Source organism: Shewanella sp. MF05960 (assembly GCF_050849305.1).
Taxonomy (GTDB): domain Bacteria; phylum Pseudomonadota; class Gammaproteobacteria; order Enterobacterales; family Shewanellaceae; genus Shewanella.
The window spans coordinates 24,695-48,927 of the sequence record NZ_JBOZPS010000003.1; the positions used below are offsets into that span (position 1 = coordinate 24,695).

Consider the following 24,233-nt stretch of genomic DNA (forward strand, 5'->3'; position numbering starts at 1 on the left):
GATTATGCATTTATAGAAAGTTTATCAACGTTAAATTAAGATTTAATTATATAAAACACTATAAAATCTATGCTTTATTGTACAAATAAAAAAACGGTGCTTAAAAAAGCACCGTTAAGTAATTGTTAATTATCAGTTACAGAAAATCCAGTCCAATAACGTTGATAACACCTTGCGCAAATATTATTCGGCAATGCGTTCCATCTTAGCAAGGTAGAAGCCGTCAAAGCCGCGCTCCGACACTAAAATATTTTCATCTTCTAATAAAGTAAACTGTGGGTTTTCAGCTAAGAAGGCATCCACTTGTTGACGGTTTTCTTCTGGCATAATTGAACACGTTGCGTAAATGAGCATTCCGCCCACTTTGACCATACGACTATAGCTTTGCAAAATATGCTTTTGCAGTTCAATGAGCACTGGCAAACGCTCTGGAGTATCACGCCATTTTGAATCTGGGTTACGTTTTAGTACACCTAAACCTGAACATGGCACATCAAGCAAGACACGATCAGCGGTTAGCTTTAAACGTTTGATGGTTTTAGAGCTGGCAATAATGCGGGTTTCAACATTATGCGCGCCGGCACGTTTGGCACGGGTTTTAAGGTTATCGAGTTTCCATTGCTCAACATCCATGGCCAATAAACGCCCCTTGCCTTGCATTTGAGCTGCTATGTGCAATGTTTTACCACCCGCACCTGCACACGCATCAACCACACGCATACCCGGTTTGGCGCCTACTGCATCGGCCACTAATTGCGAACCGGCATCTTGTTGCTCAAACCAGCCATCTTTAAAAGCATCGGTGCGAAACAGTGCAGAATCTGAGGTCACTTCAACTGCTGAAGCAACATCGGACAATGCAACGGCTGTTACACCCTCTTTTTGTAAGCGAGCAATCAGCTTTTCACGATCGCACTTAAGCTCATTAACACGTAAATACCGCTTAGGTTGCTCGGCTAATGCGGCGCGCTCTGCTGGCCACTTGTCGCCTAATTGAGTTTGCCCTAGCTCGTTTAGCCATTCTGGACAACCGTCCCATAACACAGGATCGGCTTTGGCTTTTTCGAGATTGGCATCAAATGATGCTTGTTCGATTTGCAATGAATACTGCATTTTTGGCAAATCAAGACCATGAAACACATGCCAGCCATTAAGCAGTTTTGAACCTAGACGCTCAAACTCATCTGGGGTGATATCGACTAAAAAACAATATAAATTCAGCCGACGTAAGATATCGCCAGTAACTTGGGTGATCCGCGCTTGTTCTGATGGATTAAGCGATAAACCTGAAAAGTGCTCAGAGTAAGCTCTATCTAGTGGTTTTCCTCGGGTTAACACCATGGTCAGTACGTTTAATACTAATTCAGATGAACTGCCAGACAGCGGGTAAGTTAACATGGGCTCTCTCATAAAATAACAATAGTGTAAAAACGTGCCGATCATAGGGATTTAGACCACTGATAGCAAGAAAAAGCGACCCGAAGGTCGCTTAGTTTATCAGCCGTTAACGCATAAGATGCGATTACATTTTTGAGCCTTTAGCACCATAGAACAAAATAAAGCCATAACACACAACCGGTAAAATAAAGGCTAATTGCAAGCCCATGTTATCTGCCATTACGCCTTGCAGTAACGGCACAATGGCGCCGCCGACAATGGCTAAACATAAAATGCCGCTGCCTTGTGAGGTGTGAGGTCCTAAATCACGCAACGCTAAGCTGAAAATGGTCGGGAACATAATCGAGTTAAATAAACCCACCGCTAAAATAGACCACATCGCCACCGCGCCGCTGCTGTTCATCGCCACTAAGACCAACGCCGCCGCCATTAACGAATTAAAGGCTAATAGGGTGCCAGCTGGAATTTTTTGCATTACAGCTGAACCAATAAAGCGACCGACCATCGCCCCGCCCCAATAATAGGTAATGTACTTAGCCGCATCGGCTTCTTGCAATCCGGCGATATGTTCTTCGCCTAAAAAGTTAACCAAAAAGCTGCCAATTGAGACTTCTGCGCCCACATAAACAAAAATCCCCACCGCACCTAATACTAAGTGCATACTCTGCCATGCACTGGTTTTTCCTTTATGGGTAACAACGCCATTGTTGTCTGACACTTCATTGTGTTCTGCAATGGTCGGTAAGTTTAGTTTAGAGAAAATTAAGGCCAGCAAACCCAACATACCTGCCAAAATAAGATATGGCAGTTTAACGACTTCAGCTTCTGCTTGAGCATGGCTTAAGCCTGCTACTGCGCCCGTAGCCACAGATAAAATCAATACCGCGCCAAAATAAGGGGCAACCGTTGTACCCAGCGCATTAAACGCCTGAGTTAGGTTTAAGCGGCTCGATGCGGTTTCAACACTGCCTAAGGCATTAACATAAGGATTAGCGGCCACTTGTAAAATAGTAATGCCTGACGCCAACACAAACAGCGCGCCTAAGAATAAACCGTAAGTGGCAAACGCAGCGGCTGGGTAAAACAATAAACACCCTACACAGGCAATCAATAACCCGCACACGATGCCTTTTTGATATCCCATCTTTTTCACTAACTTACCGGCTGGCAATGACACCAAAAAGTAAGCACCAAAAAAGCAAAATTGAATCAACATGGCTTCGGTATAGTTAAGTGAGAACACCGCTTTTAAATGCGGAATTAGAATGTCGTTTAGGCAGGTAATAAACCCCCACATAAAAAACAGCGATGTTAATGACACCAGAGCAAAGCGATAATTACCGCTATCACCGTCTGTGGTTGTGTGTTGTGAACTTTGCATTGTTGAAGCCATAATTGGTCTCTTCTTGTTAGTTATGTAGATTTAGTGATTTCGATTTTGATTTAGCTGTTTAGGACATCTGCTGTGATGTCTGTGAGATGGCACATCAAGGCCCATTCAACTCGATATAGAACCTTTTGATCAAAAAAGCCGAAATACTCAGCGTACTTCGGCTTTAATTAAGTTAGTCGATAAAGGCATAAAAGCTGCTAAACCCTGGTAACACAATGGTGTTTGCTTGCTGCTTATCTTGATGCCCTGCTGCTAGTCCATGGTCGTTCAGCACGGTATTGACCTTAATGTCAGCTAACTCAAACTGTGATGGTTGTGTCGATAAGTTAAATAATACCAACATCCGCTGCGAGCCGAGTGTTCTGACAAAAGCCAACACATTAGGATGTGCATCGACAAATTGGATGTCACCGTCGATGAGTATATTTTGTTGTTTACGCCATGCTAAAAAGTGACGATAACTGTTTAAAATAGAGTCGCTCTCGGCTTCTTGTACATCCACTGCACTATTGATGTGCTCTGCTGAGATGGGTAACCAGGGTTGTGTATGGCTAAAACCGGCATTGTCGGCAGACTTAACCCAGGGCATTGGCGTACGACAACCATCACGACCTTTAAACATTGGCCAAAAGGCAATACCAAACGGGTCTTGTAACTGGTTAAATTCGATTGGCGCTTCAGTTAAGCCTAACTCTTCGCCTTGATAGCTGCAGACACTACCGCGTAACGAAAACAACATGGCATTGAGCATTTTAACCATGGTCGGGTTAGCTTGCTCTTTACCCCAGCGCGTGGCAACACGTTGAACGTCATGGTTGCCTATTGCCCAACATGGCCAACCGTCACCAATACTGGCTTCTAATGCTTCTACTGTTTGGCGAATATAGGCTGCGCTAAAATCATCGGTTAATAGCTCAAAACTGTAGGCCATATGTAGGCGGTCATCGCCCTGAGTGTATTGAGCCATGGTCGCGAGTGAATCTTCTGACGAAACTTCACCTAATGTCACTGCACCGGGATAACGGTTAATCAATGCACGCAACGCTTCAATAAAGCCCACCGTTTGCGGCCGGGTATTATTGTAATAGTGGTATTGATAAGCGTAAGGATTGTCTTCGCTGAACCCACGGCCTTGGCGTTGGTCTTTCGGTTTAGCAGGATTGTCGCGTAATTGCTCGTCATGATAACAAAACGTGATCGCATCAAGACGGAAACCATCGACACCCTTTTTAAGCCAAAACTCCACGTTGTTTAACACCGCCTGACGGACTTGTGGACAATGAAAGTTTAAATCTGGTTGGCTTTTAAGGAAGTTATGTAAGTAATACTGCTGACGACGAGGCTCCCATTCCCATGCGCAACCACCAAAAATAGCTAACCAGTTGTTTGGCGCGCTACCATCATCTTTAGGATCCGCCCACACGTACCAGTCGGCTTTATCGTTGTCACGACTCTGGCGACTTTGCTCAAACCACGCATGTTGATCAGAGGTATGACTTAATACCTGGTCAATCACCACTTTAATATTGCGTAGATGAGCCTGTTCAATAAGTTGATCAAAATCAGCCATGGTGCCAAATAATGGGTCAATTTCAAGGTAGTCACTGATGTCGTAACCAAAATCTTTCATTGGCGACTTAAAGAAAGGAGAAATCCATATCGCGTCAACATTGAGGCTAGCAATATAATCAAGCTTGGCTATGATCCCCTGCAAGTCACCCACGCCATCGCCATTCGAATCCATCAAACTGCGAGGATAGACTTGATAAATCACCCCACCACGCCACCAGGTTACCTGACCCATTGTTTCCCCTTAAAATAAGCTAACCCGTCTCAAGACTCGCAAGTTAACTTTATGTTGCGAACGAGTAACAGCCCGCTGTTGTTTTATTGATATCCCTGAGGATACGTGAATAAGGAAATCAGGTTCAATACACCTGCATACGTATGCAAAGAAACAAATAGCATTACCACTTTACCAGAAACAATAAATAAATAATAAAAACAGAATCTTACCTTTTATTTTGATGTCAGCTACAATGGCTTTTAAATATACAATTACCCCTCTATATCCCTGCAACAAGCTTTGAATACGTATGCATAATATTGTCGGCAAAAGTGTACTGGGAGTAGTATCGTCACTGTTGTGCAACAATTTGGTCATAACTCCAGCACTTATGCAGTCACTTATAATGGTTATTTAACATAGTTATTTATCATAGTCATTGAGCATGCTGGGGCATAAACACAATAAAGACTGTAACCATAATTCAAAAGGACACTAACACTCGACCTAAATCAAGCGGTTAAGTGTTCACTAAAGGGGAAAGATGAATGTTGCTATTTAAACCGAGCCTACTTACGTTAGCATTAGCCGCCGCGGGTGCGAGTATCAGCGCTTACGCTGCAGATGATGTACAAACAACAGAAACCGCTGAAGAAAATATCGAAGTGATCCAGGTCACAGGTATTCGTCGCAGTTTACAAGAATCACAATCATTAAAAATGTCTTCATCTTCAATCGTTGAAGCCATTTCTGCAGAAGACATTGGTAAATTACCTGATGTCAGTATCGCAGAGTCACTCGCTCGCCTACCTGGTATTACCGCACAGCGACTTGATGGCCGTGCAAACGTTATTTCTATTCGTGGCCTAGGCCCAGATTTTACCACTGCCACCTTAAACGGTCGCGAACAAGCGTCTGTCAATGACAACCGTGGCGTTGAATTTGACCAATACCCTTCTGAATTACTTAACCGTGTTGTGGTGTACAAAACCCCTGACGCCTCGGTTATGGCGCAAGCCATTGGTGGCACGGTAGACATGCAAACCATTAGCCCACTGACTCATGGCGAGCAAGCCATTGCGGTGTCATTACGTGGCGAAATGAACGATTTGGGTTCACTTAACAGTGGTTCAAGCGACACTGGTTATCGTGGCAGCATTTCATATATCGACCAGTTTGCCGACGACACTATTGGTATTGCATTGGGTTATGCCCGTATGAAGTCGCCTAACCAAGAAGAGCGCTGGCAGGCATGGGGTTACCCAGATTTATACAAGCATGTTGATAATGGGCGAGAGTTTTACAATGCAAACGGGTCATATAACGATGTCGATGGCGAAGCTGCTGGCTTCACAGGTTTAGGTGGAGCAAAACCGTTTGTACGCTCAAGCGAATTAGAGCGCGATGGTGTATTAGCTGTATTTGAATACGCACCTAATAACCAATTCACTTCAGTTGTTGATATTTATTACACTAAATTTACTGATGATCAGCGTTTACGTGGTATAGAAATTCCTGGTGCTTGGGGATCTAACGGTGGTTTAGTTTCACCTATAAGTGAAGATGGTTTGATGGTGTCGGGCTCGATAAGTGGCGCTGAAGTTGTTGTGCGTAACGATGTCAACAAACGTGATGCTGACTCGTTATCAATTGGCTGGAACAACAAGTACACCATCAATGATAATTGGCGCGTTGAAGCTGACATTGCAATGTCAAAAGCCGATCGTACCGACATTGGTATGGAAAGTTACAGCGGCACAGGTCGTGGTACCGGCGTTGGCGCGGTTGATGACTTAGGTTTTGCCTATAATGGCGATGGCGGTTATGACTTTACTCACAACTTAGATTACGCCGATCCAAATGTGATTAAATTAGGCGACCCACTCGGCTGGGGCAGTCCATTAGGGCCTAACACCCAAGACGGTTTTATTAATAAACCAGAAATTGAAGATGAGCTAAACTCGTTCCGTTTAAGTGCTGAGTACATTTTTGATGAAGGCGCTGTTCGTAGCGTTGAATTTGGTGTTAATCGCACAAATCGTGACAAGAGTAAGCTTGATAAAGGTTATTACTTAACACTTGCCGGCTACGATGGGTCAGATAACTACCTAGAAACCGTGCCAGATCAATTCTTGCTATCGCCGACTTCACTCGACTTTTTCGGTATGGGTGATGTACTCAGCTATGACTCATTAGCATTTTATAATGCCGGTGGTTACACCGAAACAGACGTAGCAGATGTGGATTTATCTCGCGCAACTAACTCTTGGTCTGTTTCAGAAGAAGTGTCTACTGTATTTGTTAAAGCAAACCTGGAATCTGAATTAATGGGTTTCCCATTAATGGGTAACGTCGGTTTACAAGCCGTACATACTGACCAAAGCTCTGACGGAACAGTCGCAACCGTTGAAAGCGGAGTGGTTAGCTTAACACCTCGCACCGCAGGTGACTCTTACGTTGAATGGCTACCAAGCATGAATTTAGGCTTTGAAGTTGCCGACGGTCAAATGGTTCGCTTTGCAGCTGCGCGTACCCTAACCCGTGCGCGTATGGACAAAATGAATGCTAACGTTAACTTTAGCTACAATGAAAATCCAAACGACGGTGTTAACTGGTCTGGTGGTGCGGGTAATCCTGAATTACGCCCTTGGTTAGCGCGTCAATATGACATTAGCTACGAAAACTACTTTAGCGATCAAGGTTACTTCTCGTTAGCTGTTTTCTACAAAGACCTAGAAAACTACGTCTATGACCAACAATCAGCCTTTGATTTTAGCACTATTTTACCTCAAGGCGCTGACGACAACCCAATCGGGCTTGTGTCTCAACCACAAAATGGTCAAGGCGGTTATGTACAAGGTATTGAAGCCTCTTTATCACTAGATTTCGGCTTATTTGCAGATCAACTTGAAGGTTTTGGTACCATCTTAAGTGGTTCGTATAACGACAGTGAAGTGAAAGAAACCTCAGATAGCGCAGCGACAACATTGCCAGGCCTATCTGAAAAAACCTTTAACGCAACGGTTTACTATGAAAACGCCGGCTTTGAAGCGCGTATTAGCTCACGCTACCGCAGCGACTTCCTAGGTGAAGTGACCGCAATCAGCTTAACGCGCGTTAACGTTAACGTGAAAGCTGAAACCGTCGTTGATGCGCAAATTGGTTATGACTTTACTGAAAGCGGAATCGATGCACTATACGGTCTATCGGTTCAGTTCCAGGTCAACAACTTAACCAACGAGCCATTTACCTCGTACACAGGTGAAGATGCACGTCACGTACGTGATTATCAAAACTATGGTCGTAACTTTATGTTAGGTGCCAACTACAAGTTTTAAACGGCTTGTAATATAAAACCTCCCTCAAAAGCCTCTGTACCTTTTACAGGGGCTTTTTTACTTTATTGCACTCATCACACAATAAACAAAGGCGATAACAATGAAACAAACAACAATAAAAAACATTGTCATTGTGGGCGGCGGCACCTCAGGGTGGATGACAGCGGCCATGCTAGCGAGGCTGTTTAACACCCAACTCCATATTACTCTCATCGAGTCTGACGCCATTGGCACTATTGGTGTGGGCGAAGCGACAATCCCCCCGCTACAAATTTTTAATAGCGTACTGGGCATTAAAGAAAGCGACTTTATTAACGCGACCCAAGCCACTTATAAATTGGGTATCGAATTTGAAAACTGGTATCAACAAGGTGATGCTTACATGCATGCCTTTGGTAATGTTGGCCGCGACCTAGGCTTTACATCATTCCATCATTACTGGCTTTGTGCCCAGGCCACTCAAAATGCTGACTCAAACACACAATATAATTCAGCAGACTTTTGGCGATACTCCATCAATTACCAGGCCGCTAAACACAATAAATTTCAGCCTATTGCCAATATTCCTAATGCACAAATGTCCGGCATTACTCATGCATACCATTTTGATGCCAGCCTATACGCCACCATGCTCCAACAATATTGCTTGCAACGAGGTGTAAACCGTATTGAGGGGAAAATAGATAACACAACACTTGATAACCACGGCAATATTGCCAGTGTTATCTTGCAAAACGGCCAAACCATCTCCGGTGATTTTTTTATCGACTGCTCGGGCTTTTCTGCCCTATTAATTGAGCAAGCGCTTGGTGTCGATTATGAAAACTGGCAACATTGGTTACCTTGTGACAGTGCCTACGCCGTGCCGTGTGAAAGTACTCATCCACTGCTGCCATATACTAAAGCCACCGCACATGATGCAGGTTGGCAATGGTGTATTCCGCTGCAACATCGCACCGGCAATGGCATTGTTTATAGCAGCAAATTCATGAGTGATACGCAAGCAAAACAGCTGTTACTCAATAACCTTGATGGCACACCATTAGCTGAGCCCCGTAAAATCAAATTCACCACGGGCAGACGGGTAAAGCAGTGGCATAAAAACTGTGTCGCGATTGGTTTATCGAGCGGTTTTTTAGAGCCGCTAGAATCCACCAGCTTACATTTAGTGCAATCGGCGATTATTCGTCTAACTAAATTGTTCCCGCATCATGGCATTCAATCTCAGCAAGTCGATGAGTTTAATCGCCAATCACAAACTGAGTTTGAACAAATTCGCGACTTTATTATTTTGCACTACCACCTCAACGCCAAACAAACAGAACCCGATAATACTGGGTTATGGCAGCATTGCCGCGACATGAATATTCCTGAGAGCTTGCAGCAAAAAATCGATTTATTTAGCCAAACAGCCTGTGTATTTAGGCACCAAGACGAACTCTTCACCGAAGCAGCCTGGATACAGGTGATGCTCGGCCAGGGCATTACACCGGCAGACTTTCATCCGCTCGCGGCAGCGGTTGAGCCTGCTGCGTTACAAGATTATTTAGGCAACATCAGTAAAGTGATTAACACCACAGTTGCCAACATGCCTGAACATATCGCGTTTATTCGCGCGCTTTAGTGGATTTGGTGCATGGCATCTGTTGAAGATAAGAAGCTCAATACCATAAAAAATAAGAACTAAAAAGGACACCTCATGACCTTGTCGAACTCAAAGTTACACTCAAAGTCACGCTCAAAGACTCACGCAAAGCCAAACTCATTAACGCCAGCAAAAAAGTGTTTGCTTGCAGGTTCAATTTTATTCGGTTTAGCAATCAGTTGCAGTGCATTATCTGTGAATGCGGCGGTTAATGTTGAACCCCTTTCGTGGTGGGCAGGCATGCACAATCCACAACTGCAATTATTGGTTGCTGGCGATAGTATTCGTGGCCACCAGGTTAAACTGCTCAACGCACAGGGCGTAAAGCTGGTAAACGTTGAGCAAACCGCTAGCTCCAATCATTTGTTTATCAATTTAGATTTACAAGATGCCAAAGCACAACAACTAAAAATTGGCCTTTATGATAATGATCAGCTCGTTGAGCAATTTGATTATGCTATTCAAGCAAGGGAGCCTGGCGCGCGCGAACGCCAGGGGTTTAGTAATAAAGATGTGATTTACTTAATCACCCCAGACCGCTTTGTTAACGGCAATCCAGATAACGATAATCACCCAAGCATGCTCGAAAAGAGCGATCGTAGCTTTGATGGTGGTCGTCACGGTGGCGATATTTTGGGGATCCGTAAAGCGCTGCCCTACCTGCACGAGTTAGGTGTGACTCAGTTATGGATTAACCCACTGCTTGAAAACAACCAAGATAAGTATTCTTATCACGGTTATTCAACCACCCACTTTTATCAAATAGACCCACGTTTTGGTACAAACGAAGAGTACAAGGCACTAGTGCAAGAGGCGCGCAGCTTTGGCATTGGGGTCATTAAAGATGTCATTGTGAATCACATGGGCTCAGGTCATCAATGGATGGCCGATTTTCCGAGCGAAACCTGGGTTAACGGCCAACAAGCCTGGCAGCAAAATCCGCAAGAGATTTTGTACACCAGCCACCGTCGCACCACAGTACAAGACCCATACGCGGTGACCAGTGACACCGCTGATTTTGACAAAGGCTGGTTTACCGACACCATGCCCGACATGAATCAAACCGATCCACACATGGCAACTTACTTAATTCAAAACAGTATCTGGTGGGTTGAATATGCAGGCTTGAGTGGTATACGCGAAGACACCTATTCTTATGCAGACAAAACATTTTTAACACGTTGGTCTAAAGCCATTATGGACGAATACCCAAACTTTAATATTGTTGGCGAAGAATGGACAAGCAACCCGATTACCGTGAGTTACTGGCAGTCAGGTAAACAAAATAACGATGGTTACACCTCATACACCCCAAGTATGATGGACTTTCCGCTGTACGACACTTTGATTGCCAGTTTAACCGAGCCAGAAGGCTGGGACACAGGCTTAATTAATTTGTACCAACGCTTAGCCGACGATGTGGTGTATGCCAAGCCGACATACTTAGTGTTATTTGAGGGCAATCACGACACCAACCGTTTATACAGCCTGATGAAAAACGATTTAGGCTTGTTTAATATCGCAATGGCCTACGTGCTCACCAGTAACCGTATTCCACAGATTTTTTACGGCACAGAAGTGCTAATGCAAAGCCCAAGTGAAGGCAGAAACGATGGCGCGGTGCGCGGTGATTTCCCGGGTGGTTGGCCGCAAGATAAGGTCAACGCCTTTACCGGTGAAGGCTTAGATAACCAGCAACAAGCCACATTGTCATTTATGCGCAGCTTGCTTAATTACCGTAAAAATTCTGCAGCAATACAACACGGCAATTTACGTCATTTTGTGCCTAAAGATGGCGTTTACGTGCAAAGCCGACATGCTGATAATGAAACCTTATTGATTATCTACAATAAAAATGAGCAAAGCGTTGAGCTCGACTTATCACGCTTTAGCAGCATATTTAATGGCAATACTCAAGGCGTTGATATTATCAATCAACAATCATATCAATTAGATACCCCGCTTAAGCTTGAGCAAAAAGGCGTGACCATTTTGTCGCTCAAACGATAAGATTACACATTGCTAAGGCTAGGCTGAACCACTGTGGATTAGCCTAGCCGTGATAAACACACACGCTTATGCACCACACCAAGTGGATACCAAGATAAAAGAGTCCCTATGTTATTACCTTCAGTATCAATTAACGTTAACATGCGTCCCCTCGCCTACATAACCGTGATAGGGTTAAGCTTAAGCATCAGCGGCTGTAAGCCCACCAATACCGACATTCAAAAAACTGAAAATGTGAGAGAATCGGCATTATCAATGACACAAGTTAAGTCATCGCCAACAACCGGTAAACCCGTGGTATACCAGGTTTTTACTCGCTTATATGGCAACACTAATACCACCAATAAACCTTGGGGCACCATTGCCGACAATGGTGTCGGCAAATTTAGCGACTTTACCGATACCGCTTTACAAGACATCAAATCCCTCGGCACCACTCACGTGTGGTATACCGGAGTGCCGCATCATGCGGTCATTAACGATTACACCAGTATTGGGATCAGTAATGACGACCCCGATGTCGTTAAAGGCCGTGCAGGCTCACCTTATGCGGTAAAAGATTATTACAACGTCAACCCAGATTTAGCGACCAATCCAGCCAATCGCCTAGCTGAATTTGAAGCCTTAATCGAGCGCACTCACGCTAATGGCATGCAAGTGATTATCGACATAGTGCCCAATCATATTGCCCGTAACTATCACTCTCTGTCAGCCCCAAAAGGTGAACTAGACTTTGGTGCCAATGACGATACCTCACAGGTTTATAGCAAACATAACAACTTTTATTATGTGAGCGGTGAAGACTTTGCCGTACCCGATGCTCCTAATGGTTACGCCCCGTTAGACGGAGAAACTCATCCTCTGAGTGACGGTAAGTTTACTGAATCTCCAGCTAAATGGACTGGTAATGGCTCACGTTTAGCCAAACCTGACGCCAACGACTGGTATGAAACCGTTAAAATAAATTATGGTGTTAAGCCCGATGGCAGCCAAGACTTCCCTGCACTGCCCGCTGAATATGCAAGCAAAACGGCCGCGAAGCATTTGGCTTTTTGGCAAGCACAAACCGCGGATGACATCCCAGATTCATGGCGTAAGTTTGAGCGCATTGCCCAATACTGGTTAGCCAAAGGAGTGGATGGATTTCGATACGACATGGCCGAAATGGTGCCGGTTGAATTTTGGAGCTACCTCAACAGCCACATTAAACACACAAACCCCAATGCCTTTACTCTGGCAGAGGTATATAACCCTGATTTATATCGTGATTATATTCATTTAGGTAAAATGGATTACCTTTACGACAAAGTGGATTTATACGACAGCTTAAAAGCCATTATTCAAGGTAAAGCGAGCACAGCGGTTATCGCCACAGTGCAAGCAAAAGTGAGCGACATTGAACAACATATGCTGCACTTTCTAGAAAACCACGACGAGCAACGTATTAACACCGCCGATTTTGCCGGTAATGCATTTAATGCTCTGCCGGCAATGGTGGTCTCTACAACGTTAAGTCGCTCACCCACCTTGCTGTATTTTGGTCAGGATGTCGGCGAGCAAGGCGCTGAAAATGCAGGCTTTGGACAACCGACTCGCACCAGTATTTTTGACTATGTGGGCGTACCAGCTCATCAACGCTGGATGAATAACGGCAAGTTTGATGGTGGACAGTCAACACCTGATGAAAAGGCATTGCGCACCTATTATCAAACGCTAATAAACTTAAGCCATACCGCTACTGCGCTAAGCGGTGAGTATAGAGAATTAGACAGCATCCAACGCCAAAATAAGCTTAAAGGCTATGATGACAGCGTATTTGCTTTCAGCCGCTTTAACGATGTTCAGCAATTAATCATCGTCAGTAATTTCAGCCAAAGCCAGAGCAAGCAATTTATCCTTCAGCTACCGAATACACTCATGCAAATGTGGCATATTAACGGAAATAAACAACTGACCGATTTATTAAAAAATACCCCACTCAATCAGCAACTCATTTGGCATCAAGATGGCAGTGCCAGTGTTGATATTGAACTAGCCCCTTTACAATCTGTGATTCTTGACGTTATCAATAAGACGTAAAATGATACTGACAAGACTTTAGGGCCTGTTGATATCAGACTTACCCATTGGTTTGTTAGCAAGGCGCAGTCTTTTATTACTAACTGCGTCAATCGCTAGCCTAAGGCAAATCAATGCAACGCAGCTGTAAGACTAAGGGCTGGTTGATAGCCGTTTATTAATCCGTTCAGGGGTTAAATACTTGCCAGCGTTTCAATTGCGCTTAAGGGTAATTCACGGGCCTGCTCGCGAAGAAAATCCATCCCAGATAAAAAGCCTGAAAACATTTTAAGTGCAATAAACTGGCCTTCAACGGTGGTAATGTAATTCTCACCTTGTTTAGTCAGCGCCCCTGCTGAAATTAAAAAACTCATTTCTAACGGAAATGCATGCCACAAAGACTTGCCCGTGTAGGCTTTACATTGTTGATTATTCAGCAAGCCAAGGCCCATCATCATCATTAAATAATGCTGTGAAAGTGCCTTGGTTTTTAATGGTTTGGTATAACAAGTGCCACTTTGTCCTGCTTTGATACGGTGAATATAATTTGGAATATCAAAACTGGAAATTCTAAACTGCTCGCCAAAACGACCAAATGCGCCAGAGCCGACACCGAAGCAGTCTTCACCATCTAATACATATTTATGTTCAACTGGCTGACCAAAGTTACGGCTAAAGGTCCACGGAAACTCCATAATATAGTGTTCTGCTAATGCTTCTTTAACTGCCAAAAATTGAGGCCATAACGCTTCAGATTTGCCAGCAAGGCAACCGGCTTTTTTACGGTTTTTACCCAGGCCAAGGGTTAATGGATAGGTGGTGATTTGATCAGGATGTAACCGGATGGCTTGTGCTAAATCAATAGCTACTGCTTCAGGTGTTTGAATCTTAAATCCATACATCATATCAATGTTGACTGTAGGTATTATTTCGATAGCACGACTGACATACTCAGCTTGTTGTAAACTACTGCCAAACTTTTCAAAGCGGCCAACCATTTTTAAGATTTCATCGTCAAAGCTTTGTATTCCAATCGACATACGGTCGACCAAACCTTTGAGTAAATGCGGATTACCGTCTTTAAAATAAATAGGGTCACTTTCACACGTGACTTCACGTACTGAGGTTAATGACTTAATCAACTCTATCGTTTTAATCAACTCATCTTCTAAAATAGTGGTCGTGCCGCCGCCAATATACACCCGATTAAAACGAAAGCCCTGGGCTATAACTTGACGAATTTCTTGTCTCAGCGCCGTAAAGTATTCGCGCGCGACAGGCTCATTAAATTTAATTTTATGAAATGAGCAATAACGGCACAAGGTATGACAAAAAGGAATGTGGATATAAAGCGTTTCAATCGGCTTGTCTGGCACAATAAGTGGCTGTAATTCATCAATTGCGACAGCATCGTTCAAGTTTAATGAATGCCTTATGGTTTGACCCATAACCCAGTCAAGGCTGCTTGTGGCAATGTTTAACTTTGAGGACGTAAATAATGTGTTCATAAAGTTGGCCTTAGTCTTAGAAACAGCCAATGGCATGAATAGTTAAATCAGCCGGATTGGCTTTAGCACTGCAGAGCTGTGCGACGTAAGTATGCTATTTAACCGCGATGATTTGCATAATATTAGAAAATCTATATTTGCTTGTATAACCACACCTACACCGTTACCTACACAATACGAGCCTTCTTATTGTTAAAATTTGATGTCGGTCACATATTGAACTTCAAAGGTTTAACGGGAAGCTGTGGGTTAATTGGTAAAATCGATTTATCCGAGCCAGAAATCATCACTAAAGAGTAAGTGATTCACATTGAAGGGGGGATCTTACGTTAGATTAGGTAATATTAGGCTTATCTAGAACCAACTAGTGCTAAGCCATATATTGCTACTTTAGTGACCTTAGAGAGTTTAATGATTACAGATTTTGTCGGCTGCGGTGGTAATACCGCCATTACTCGGAATAAACTTACCTTTGCCTTCTAAAAATGTAATCAGCATCTCAGCATCCATTTCTTCAGCAGAGCAAGTATGATAGCGAGTCTCTGCGCCAAACGTAGTTTCCATCATCATTTTAAGCTCTTGCTTCGTTAACGCAGAACCGTGGGTTAACATCATTTGCATTACTTGATGGCCGTGGATTGAATCAGACATTGTATCTCCAGTTAAGATGTAAAATTTTTATACTTTATATCTTATTCTTGACAGGCAAACCCTGATCTCGCACACATGTTCAGCAAAGTGATTGGCCATTTAACATAAATAATGAACAATGTGAGCCTATGATTTACTTTCACTGGGACTCAAATTGATAAAATGCGATAGCTACCATCGAACCGACTACAGGTCATCAACGCCAAATTCAAGACACTTCAATAGCGCAATATGCGTATAAACCCACCGTCACCCATGGCGTAAAATGCTGTTTAAGCTTGATTAAGATTCATAATGTTAGTTACTGAGATTAATCGCATTACAGTAGGCATTAAAACTGTGATAATGGCCAATATACTTTGTCGCTAATGGATTGGGGGATACAGATTTAACTGTGACTCACTGATTAGCGGAGAAGAGAATCGATGTTAGCTTAATTTAATTTCCAATAGGATTTACGATGCGCGCTTTTGTAGTTCGAGCCAGAGCGGCTCCAGTTGATAGCCAGCAGTTTTTGGCGGGCATTGGCCAATCAGCTCATACCGAAATTTTAGCCCACACCTTAATGAATACCATCTTCGTTGCTCAATCACATCGTGATGATGTCGTGGTGTATTTAGTATTAGAAAGCACGACCGATTTTTCACGCACAATATGCTTTCGTTCAAGTGAGTTAGGTCATATTGGTGGCTTTCATGAGCAAAACCTCACCAATAAAATAGCCAAGGCATTAACGGTATCCAAAGGTATGGATAAAGAACAGTTACGTGACGTAGAAGCAGGCATCACCGTTCGCACTGTTAGCTTTGAAAAATTAGTGCAAGAATTAGCCGAAGATTATCAGCTGTATATGTTAGAGAAAAAAGGTACCCCGGTTCGCGATGTTGAGTTTGCGCAAAACCCATGTTTTTTACTAACCGACCATATCCCTATGCCTAAGAAGAGTTTTAACAGTCTTAAACGTCTTGGTGCTCAACACATTAACTTAGGCCCTAAAATGCTGTTTGCATCGCAATGTGTGGTGTTGATCCACAATGAATTAGACATGAGATTGTAATGATGATGCCCGTGCGGCCATTTACCTTGTGAGTCCTTGATCTACCGTCACTAGCGTTGTGGCGCTTCTCCCATAAAAACTTTAAAACTTGAGAAGATCGCAACGTTTCCTTTGCTCATACTAAATAACACTGTCTTTACGGCAATGCTTTGAGCCGTGAACCAGCATTTTACTTTATGGTATTTTCCCCTACAGCTAATGGATATAGCCAAAGGATGACAACTATAGTTAACGTTTATATTTTGGAACACCTCATAATATAATCATGGATGTAATTTTATCCTTATTTTTATAAACGTATAATTTTAACCTGATATCCATTGTTTTGTTTACTTCATAGCAGTATACCCAATAGGGAGCTTTATTAATGTCTAAAGAATTGGCACTCGCCATGCACTATTTCGACCTTTCCAATGAAAGTAAATTTTCAAGTATCGAACAACTATTCGATAACGATTAAACATTTTGTACTCGTAACTTAGATTACTTCATCGGTGTTGAAAATATTATGAAAATGCAAAGAGTACATCATGGTTCTTTCAAAAAACTCCATTGGTCAGTAACCGCTATCAATGCAGGGCAACCGCATGAGTGTTCATTAATTAGCCATATCACTGAATCTAGCATTTAATACCGCTTCTAAGTATGCTGTTTTCATCCAGGCTCGTTTTTGTTTAGCTGGTATGCTTCCCTTTGAAGGTTCGCTTCTAAGCATATTCAATGCGCCTTGGCGTAACATAGCCCAATTTTCAGCACCATGGTCTTGATAAATTTGGCAAGCATCTTCAGCCATACTGACATCTAACACCCAATGCAGGCTATTTTCTACAGCCCAATGAGCACGCACCGCTTCAGCGAGTTGCAACTCTGTCAGTTCAGCGGAACTGATATGGTAACGATACATGAGCTCAGGCGCTTTTCCTTTTTGCTGACGAAAGCTCATACTCATGCCAAGTGTATGTAATTGAGGCCATTGTGAGAATTCTTCTGTAAACTGTTTGGCACTTAAGACATGGCAAATTCGCGCTTCGATACGACCATGTTGTTGCTCAAAGCTTACGCCGCCTAGCGGGGCTTTACGTGTCTCAAAAAATGCTGTTTCTACAGCTTTATGTAGATTGCCCTGATTACTTTTTAGCGTAAATAAGTAATCGCCACCTTGCTCGACAATGTGCTCTGCAATGTTAATTTGGCAACCCATGGCATCAATCGAAACCAAAGCACCTTCAATATCCAGAAGCTTTATTAGCTCTGGGATTGCTGTGATTTCATTGGACTTTTCAGAGGTCTTGACTTGCCCAAGAACGACTTTGTTTTTACATGCAAACGCATTCACCATATAAATTATTGATTGTCGGTTCCCACGTTGATAGGAGCCTCTCAATGTCTTGCCGTCTATCGCGATAAGTTGACCTTGCGTTATTTCATGCACGGTTTGAATCCACTTTATGAAACACAGCCTAAATTTCTCGGGGTCAATGCGTGAGATAGTCCTCGCGATGGTGTAATCGACAGGGACACCATCACTTAAATATCCATGCTGTTGAAACCAATCAAGATGACCATCAGCGTAATCACGGATCTCGCTCCAGCCCTGCTCCAACAATAACACCACAGAGAGTAACAAATAAAATATCTTAGAGAGGATAAGTGATTTTAGCCGATTGACGAGTGTCGGTAAGCTCGCTGAAAAAGGTTGTGAAGGCTTCAAGGTACATAATTTACTCTCCCAAAAGAGAGTATAAGATCACAGCTAAGCCAAGGCGTCAAACAGATTGTGTGTCAATATCAGCAGCTCAAAAAACGTTCACGATCTCACCCTGGACTAATGGTGATCTGTCACAGGTAGAGTTTGAAAGTTCTCAATTAAAAATGTACTGTTTGGCTTTTCCAGTACAGTTATTAACATTCAATTTTTCACAATAAAAAGCATTCCCTTAATACAGTTAACATCACATATAATGTCATAAAGATATAAACCCATCATAAATAATAACTTATTATTTAAATTTTAAATTTTAAATTTTAAATAAACACCACAAAGTATTACACGGCCACACCCCAACACACCTCAATTAACTACTACTGAAATACTAAATAAAAATTGTTTTTATGAAAATAATAAAAGACTCTTGAAACAGAGCTAAGCACACAGTATATTACCCGAAACTTCTTAAGGAAGAGATACATCTTACATTAAAACAACCATGTAATTTAAGGTGTCATCAAGGCGGATGAATAAAAATTTTCATTTTACCCTTAAATCTTCCAACATAATCTATTGATTAAGGTAAATATAATGTTCAAAAAAAATATCATAACAATTTCGCTGTTAACGCTTTCCACATTTACAGCTAATGCTGCAGATATGAAAACAAAAATAGAAATAAAAAAAGCAGAAGAGAGCATACAAGAAGCAAAAGTAAAACTAGTCAGTGCATGTGGCAATAAAGATGTTAAATTCAATATTGATTGGACAAATTACGACACGTACGATTATAAAAAACTGAGACGATCACAAGAACAAATCGTACGCTTCAGTGGTGCACTAATAGTCAAACTTGTAGAGAACCTTACCGAAATATGTTCTCAAGGTGAATACGCGGAAATGTATAAAAGTGAACTTACTAAGATATCGCAAATAAACATCTCTGGTCATAAAGATCAGGAATTACGGGATGCTTCGTTCAAACTTGAAAATGAAGGCGAAACGCTTTTAATGGAACTAAATGCATCTTCAGCTTATGATTCAAAATTTGAAAAACTACTTAAAGCACTTTGGTAAATATTAGACTGTTATGAACTTATTTCATTTTTAAGGAATAAAATGAAAACTTTTTTAGTAACTACATTGCTTTTCTTTAGTTTATCTATCGATGCTCACAGCTATAGTGATACTGTGAATGAGCAAGAAATACAGATACTCGTAGAACAAGGAAGTTTTCAGGAAGCTATTGATGTCTTACCTGAAATATCACCTTCAAAACGTTCTCTAGAATGGAACATATTAGCTAAAAAATCATTCGCTAATTTAATTGAACGCAATATAATCAGTGGCAATTTCTACGGTAATATTGAACAGGGTTCCGTTATAAAATCTAGGTATCCATTTTTACTTAAAGATACTAAAATTATGAGTAATATATTTAAGAGTGGATTGTTCATTAATCCGAACTGTAACACTCGCTTTGATAATGAATGCATGTCCATGCTAGGTTACTCTTTAGCCTTTAACAATGATGGTCCTAAAGTGGCTGCGAGGTTGGTAGAAAATAACAGAAATCAGATGGCTGGCGAACCCTTAGAATTAATTCAACTTTATGAAATGGCAGCAAAAACCAAACAAAATGAAATTTGTTCTGATAACAAGTTACAAAATGCAGTTAGCTTAGCTGCATCAAAAAATGACAAAGTTTACCAAAGTTTTGCTTCTAATATAGTAACTAAATCTTGTGATAAGTTTATGTTTAAGTCTCTTGAAGATAATCTACATCGTGATGAGACTATCCAAAAATTAATGTGCAAGCCAATGAGCGTATCCAAGCAACTAGGTAAAATTAGTCTTATGGTATGTAAAGACAAAGGTTTAATTTAATGTTATCTAATTCCCTATAAAAAATTAAAAGAGAATTTATGCTTCCACCTTCATATGAAATATTCATCTCTTCTTTTGAAAAAATTTTAGAGAGAATAAAACAAAAAGAGAATATAGAACCGCCAAGAATCGTTTTAAATGATAAATTTGGACACCGTTACATTGGATTTCTAACTCACTTAGACTTAGATAATAGAGTTTTAGTTTTATATTCAAAAGAAGATTTTATAACATACATTCAGATCGAAAACATAGCTTCAATTGGTTTATTAAATGCGAAAACCAAATTGAATTTATTAGAAATTAATAACAAAAAAACCAATTCTTTTGATTCAAAATCAGAACGAGCTATTTCATTAGATGAAAAATCAGAGATGATTGAAGAAGCCATTCAAAAAAATCTAGGTGTAAAAATTAAATTTATCCCTCCAAATATTGAAATGTATGACAGTGTTATGATAGACAATGTATTATCGTTAATAGATAGCACTTTTGATTCATTAATGGAGATAGCTTATGACGAATTTGGTAAAAACTTAGTCTCAAAAGTTGATGCGATTGAATTTGTTAATGTTGATAATAATTTTCTATCTTTGACTAAAACAAATAACCGAATAACATTAAAGTATTGTTTGTCAAAAAGCCTTCCAAATGACTACAACTCTTTAATAAAAAACAAATTAGAAAAAACTTTGTAATTTCGTAATAAAACCTACTATTAACATGGAGATTTAAAATGGGTTTAGCTGAAAGACGTGCGACAAAAGAATTTCAAGATAATCGCTTAGAATCTTTGAAAGATAAGATATTCAAAGATGCAGGCTTTAAGTTTGAAATTGAAGTCAACTGGTCTACTTTAGAAGTAGAACGCTTCAGTCACTTATATGATGAGTGCTGGCCAAAAGTTTACTTCCAACCTCTTGCAAAAGCATTTAAAGAAATGTGTTCTGAAGATTTTGCAAGAGAAGTAATACAAGAATCGTTAAAAAAAGTAGTTATTCAGAATTATAGTGATAATCACAGAAGCGATAAATTTGCTGAATTCAAAAGTGGAACACTAACATTAAATCACTCTCCAATTACGAATGTAGATCAAGTAGATGATCGTGCATTTAATATTCAACATGTTGTTGAAAAAGAACTATAATTTAAATTAGCTCTTAAAAAATAAATTTTAAGAGTCTAAGGTTTTAGTTGTTACATAGAAGCTGATTATACTTTTTAACCAGCTTCTAAAATAAATTTCCTCTCTAAATCATCACGTCAGCATGTTCAATTAGCGTCTAATTTTCCCTGCATTTTTACTGGTATAATTTTACTAAATTTAATCGTCAATATTGATCGCCCTCTGTAGCATAAAATAAGTTAGAACAAATAAAATTTGTGCTTAGCATTCTGCTTTTTCAAAAAAACTCGTTAGAAATTATCAATAATTATTGTACACAAACACGCAATTTATTCGTACACTTTTTGTGTAGGTATCCTGAATACGTATGCAGATCTTTGCGGTAAAATCTAAAAGCGTCATATATTACTTGTTGATAACGATATAATAATAAACAACAAGGATACCGTATGACGCCCTCATACCCACAGCCTGCGACCTTGTGTCGTAGTGCTGAGACTCAATCTCGATTTAATAAATCAATTATTAGTTTAACCTGCGCTTTAGCGCTATCTGGCTTAGCATTTTCTAACATGGTGAATGCTAAAACCGTGCATGTGAGCTCGCCTGACACCCACATCAATATCAGTTTAACTGACGACAATGGTCGTCCTGAATATCAAATAGCCTTTAACGGTAAAACCGTCATTAACCCGAGTAAACTTGGCCTGGTATTTCAGCAGCTAGGTGAGTTTGGCAGTGAGTTTACCATTAAAAATGTCAGTCGTAGCAATGTTGACCAAACCTGGCAGCAACCGTGGGGTGAGCGTGAGAATGTACGCGATCATTACAATCGTATCAAAGCCACCTTGTCTAACGGTAAACTCGATTTTGATATTGAATTTAAAGCGTTTAACGACGGCATTGGCTTTCGTTATCTTGTGCCAAAACAAGCGGGTCTAGCGAGCACACCCAAACTGGATATTACCGACGAGCTCACCGAGTTTGTTATCCCAAATCCACAACTCACAACAGCATGGTGGATCCCCGGACGTGGCTGGAACCGCTATGAGTATTTATACCGCACAACTTCGCTGGATAAAATCGACCGCGCCCATACTCCTATGACGTTTAGAACAAATGATGGTGTGCACATGAGCATCCATGAAGCCGCTCTAACCGACTATGCTGCCATGGTATTAAATCAAGGCCGTGACGGTACATTACGCGCAGATTTAACCCCATGGTCAGACGGTATTCGGGTGAAAACTCAACCAGGGTTCACCACACCGTGGCGCACCATTCAAATTGCTGACAATGCTATTGGTTTACTCAATTCCGACTTAATCTTAAACCTCAACGAGCCTAACAAACTGGGCGATGTATCTTGGGTACAACCAGGTAAATACGTGGGTATTTGGTGGGGCATGCACCTAAACGAAAACACCTGGGGCAGCGGACCTAAACACGGCGCAACCACCAGTGAAACAAAACGCTACATGGACTTTGCTGCGCAATATGGCTTTGACGGTGTATTAGTTGAAGGTTGGAATGAAGGCTGGGATGGTAGTTGGTTCGATAACGGCGACGTGTTTAGCTTTACTAAAGCTTATCCTGATTTTGACATCGATGAGATAACTCAATATGGACACAGTAAAAACGTTCGTTTAATTGGCCATCATGAAACTTCAGGTTCTGTGACCAACTACCGCAATCAAATGAGCGATGCATACGACTTATATAAAAAATATGGCGTCACTCAAATTAAAACCGGTTATGTGGCCGACGGCGGCGACATCAAGCGTATTGATGAAAACGGCATAGTGAGACACGAATGGCACGACGGTCAGTTTATGGTTAATGAGTATTTGCACAGCGTAACGGAAGCGGCAAAACGCGGCATTAGCATTAATACTCATGAGCCAATTAAAGACACAGGCTTGCGCCGCACTTACCCTAACTGGATTGCGCGCGAAGGCGCGAGAGGCCAGGAGTTTAATGCCTGGGGCAGCCCACCCAATAATCCTGAGCACACCGCGATATTGCCATATACCCGAATGCTGGCAGGACCAATGGACTTTACCCCAGGTATTTTCAACTTGGCCCCACAAGGATTAGATGCCGAAAACCGCGTACAAACCACGCTAACCAAACAACTGGCGCTGTACGTTGTGTTATACAGCCCCATCCAAATGGCGGCAGATTTACCGCGTAACTATGTGCAACGACTTGATGCATTTCAATTTATTCAAGATGTGCCAACTGATTGGGGCGAGAGTATTGCCCTTGCCGGTGACATTGGTGATTACGTGGCGTTTGCTCGTAAACAACGCGGCGCAGAAGATTGGTATTTAGGAGCCTTGACTGACGAAAACCCACGTAAATTCACGGTTAAACTCGACTTTTTAACGGCTGGTAAACGTTATGAAGCCCAAATATACCGTGATGGTCATAACGCTAATTGGCTAACAAATCCGTATGATTACGTCATTGAAACCAAGATTGTGAGTGCCAAAGACACTCTTGCCCTGTCACTCGCGTCAAGTGGCGGTACCGCAATTCGTTTTAAAGCACTGTAATATGTTACGTAAGTGTTCGTGTTAGGTTGCTCAAATGGCATGAATACGTATGTAGCACGTTGAACCCACAACAGGCTCAAGGCTACTATAAAACCTGCTATTTCGTTCTC

The 24,233-nt window shown here is 41.6% G+C and carries 16 protein-coding genes and 1 pseudogene; 10 read left to right on the top strand and 7 right to left on the bottom strand.

What is annotated here, in order from left to right:
* Positions 1–183 precede the first annotated feature (183 nt).
* The 3 genes from ACROAE_RS03495 to ACROAE_RS03505 form a co-directional block, all read right to left on the bottom strand.
* The gene (locus tag ACROAE_RS03495) at positions 184–1,398 is read right to left on the bottom strand and encodes an RsmB/NOP family class I SAM-dependent RNA methyltransferase (protein ID WP_432399534.1); all 1,215 of its coding nucleotides are present in this window, start codon (positions 1,396–1,398) and stop codon (positions 184–186) included.
* Positions 1,399–1,522: 124 nt separating this feature from the next.
* Positions 1,523–2,791 carry a sugar MFS transporter gene (locus ACROAE_RS03500; protein WP_432399535.1) on the bottom strand — a complete coding sequence of 423 codons (1,269 nt, stop codon included), beginning with the start codon at positions 2,789–2,791 and terminating at the stop codon, positions 1,523–1,525.
* Between the two features lie 172 nt (positions 2,792–2,963).
* Positions 2,964–4,595, bottom strand: coding sequence for an alpha-glucosidase family protein (locus tag ACROAE_RS03505; protein ID WP_432399536.1), 1,632 nt, complete (start codon positions 4,593–4,595; stop codon positions 2,964–2,966).
* A gap of 530 nt (positions 4,596–5,125) precedes the next feature.
* On the opposite strand from ACROAE_RS03505, the gene ACROAE_RS03510 reads away from it, so the two are divergent.
* Both ACROAE_RS03510 and ACROAE_RS03515 read left to right on the top strand, forming a co-directional pair.
* On the top strand, positions 5,126–7,915 hold the full coding sequence (locus ACROAE_RS03510) for a TonB-dependent receptor (RefSeq protein WP_432399537.1): 2,790 nt from the start codon (positions 5,126–5,128) through the stop codon (positions 7,913–7,915).
* A gap of 100 nt (positions 7,916–8,015) precedes the next feature.
* Entirely contained in the window at positions 8,016–9,539 is a 1,524-nt protein-coding gene (locus tag ACROAE_RS03515; RefSeq protein WP_432399538.1) for a tryptophan halogenase family protein, read from the top strand.
* Positions 9,540–9,661: 122 nt separating this feature from the next.
* Here the strand turns inward: ACROAE_RS03515 and ACROAE_RS03520 are convergent, their stop codons facing one another.
* Positions 9,662–9,802 carry a hypothetical protein gene (locus tag ACROAE_RS03520; RefSeq protein ID WP_432399539.1) on the bottom strand — a complete coding sequence of 47 codons (141 nt, stop codon included), beginning with the start codon at positions 9,800–9,802 and terminating at the stop codon, positions 9,662–9,664.
* On the opposite strand from ACROAE_RS03520, the gene ACROAE_RS03525 reads away from it, so the two are divergent.
* Positions 9,801–11,570 carry an alpha-amylase family glycosyl hydrolase gene (locus ACROAE_RS03525; RefSeq protein WP_432399540.1) on the top strand — a complete coding sequence of 590 codons (1,770 nt, stop codon included), beginning with the start codon at positions 9,801–9,803 and terminating at the stop codon, positions 11,568–11,570. The two genes, ACROAE_RS03520 and ACROAE_RS03525, sit on opposite strands and share 2 nt — an antisense overlap.
* Before the next feature lie 108 nt (positions 11,571–11,678).
* A complete protein-coding gene (locus ACROAE_RS03530; RefSeq protein WP_432399541.1) occupies positions 11,679–13,649 on the top strand; it encodes an alpha-amylase family glycosyl hydrolase in 1,971 nt (656 codons plus the stop codon).
* A 173-nt stretch (positions 13,650–13,822) separates the two neighbouring features.
* Here ACROAE_RS03530 and ACROAE_RS03535 read toward each other — a convergent pair whose 3' ends face one another.
* Together ACROAE_RS03535 and ACROAE_RS03540 are read right to left on the bottom strand one after the other, a co-directional pair.
* Positions 13,823–15,136, bottom strand: coding sequence for a coproporphyrinogen III oxidase family protein (locus ACROAE_RS03535; RefSeq protein WP_432399542.1), 1,314 nt, complete (start codon positions 15,134–15,136; stop codon positions 13,823–13,825).
* A gap of 408 nt (positions 15,137–15,544) precedes the next feature.
* Entirely contained in the window at positions 15,545–15,787 is a 243-nt protein-coding gene (locus tag ACROAE_RS03540; RefSeq protein WP_432399543.1) for a YecH family metal-binding protein, read from the bottom strand.
* 460 nt (positions 15,788–16,247) lie between these two features.
* Here ACROAE_RS03540 and trmY point away from each other — a divergent pair, with 460 nt between their 5' ends.
* Entirely contained in the window at positions 16,248–16,844 is a 597-nt protein-coding gene (gene trmY, locus ACROAE_RS03545) for a tRNA (pseudouridine(54)-N(1))-methyltransferase TrmY (RefSeq protein ID WP_432399544.1), read from the top strand.
* A 598-nt stretch (positions 16,845–17,442) separates the two neighbouring features.
* Here trmY and ACROAE_RS03550 read toward each other — a convergent pair.
* Positions 17,443–18,562, bottom strand: a pseudogene (locus ACROAE_RS03550) (ISAs1 family transposase).
* 581 nt (positions 18,563–19,143) lie between these two features.
* Here ACROAE_RS03550 and ACROAE_RS03555 point away from each other — a divergent pair.
* The 5 genes from ACROAE_RS03555 (at position 19,144) to ACROAE_RS03575 (ending at position 24,123) form a co-directional block, all read left to right on the top strand.
* Positions 19,144–19,629 carry a hypothetical protein gene (locus ACROAE_RS03555; RefSeq protein ID WP_432399545.1) on the top strand — a complete coding sequence of 162 codons (486 nt, stop codon included), beginning with the start codon at positions 19,144–19,146 and terminating at the stop codon, positions 19,627–19,629.
* Between the two features lie 42 nt (positions 19,630–19,671).
* The gene (locus tag ACROAE_RS03560) at positions 19,672–20,439 is read left to right on the top strand and encodes a hypothetical protein (RefSeq protein ID WP_432399546.1); all 768 of its coding nucleotides are present in this window, start codon (positions 19,672–19,674) and stop codon (positions 20,437–20,439) included.
* Positions 20,440–20,477: 38 nt separating this feature from the next.
* Positions 20,478–21,137: a hypothetical protein gene (locus tag ACROAE_RS03565; protein ID WP_432399547.1), complete on the top strand. Its 660-nt coding sequence runs from the start codon at positions 20,478–20,480 to the stop codon at positions 21,135–21,137.
* A gap of 38 nt (positions 21,138–21,175) precedes the next feature.
* On the top strand, positions 21,176–21,586 hold the full coding sequence (locus ACROAE_RS03570; protein ID WP_432399548.1) for a hypothetical protein: 411 nt from the start codon (positions 21,176–21,178) through the stop codon (positions 21,584–21,586).
* A 551-nt stretch (positions 21,587–22,137) separates the two neighbouring features.
* Positions 22,138–24,123 (top strand): glycoside hydrolase family 97 protein, encoded by a 1,986-nt coding sequence (locus tag ACROAE_RS03575; RefSeq protein ID WP_432399829.1) that lies wholly within the window; start codon positions 22,138–22,140, stop codon positions 24,121–24,123.
* Positions 24,124–24,233 lie beyond the last annotated feature (110 nt).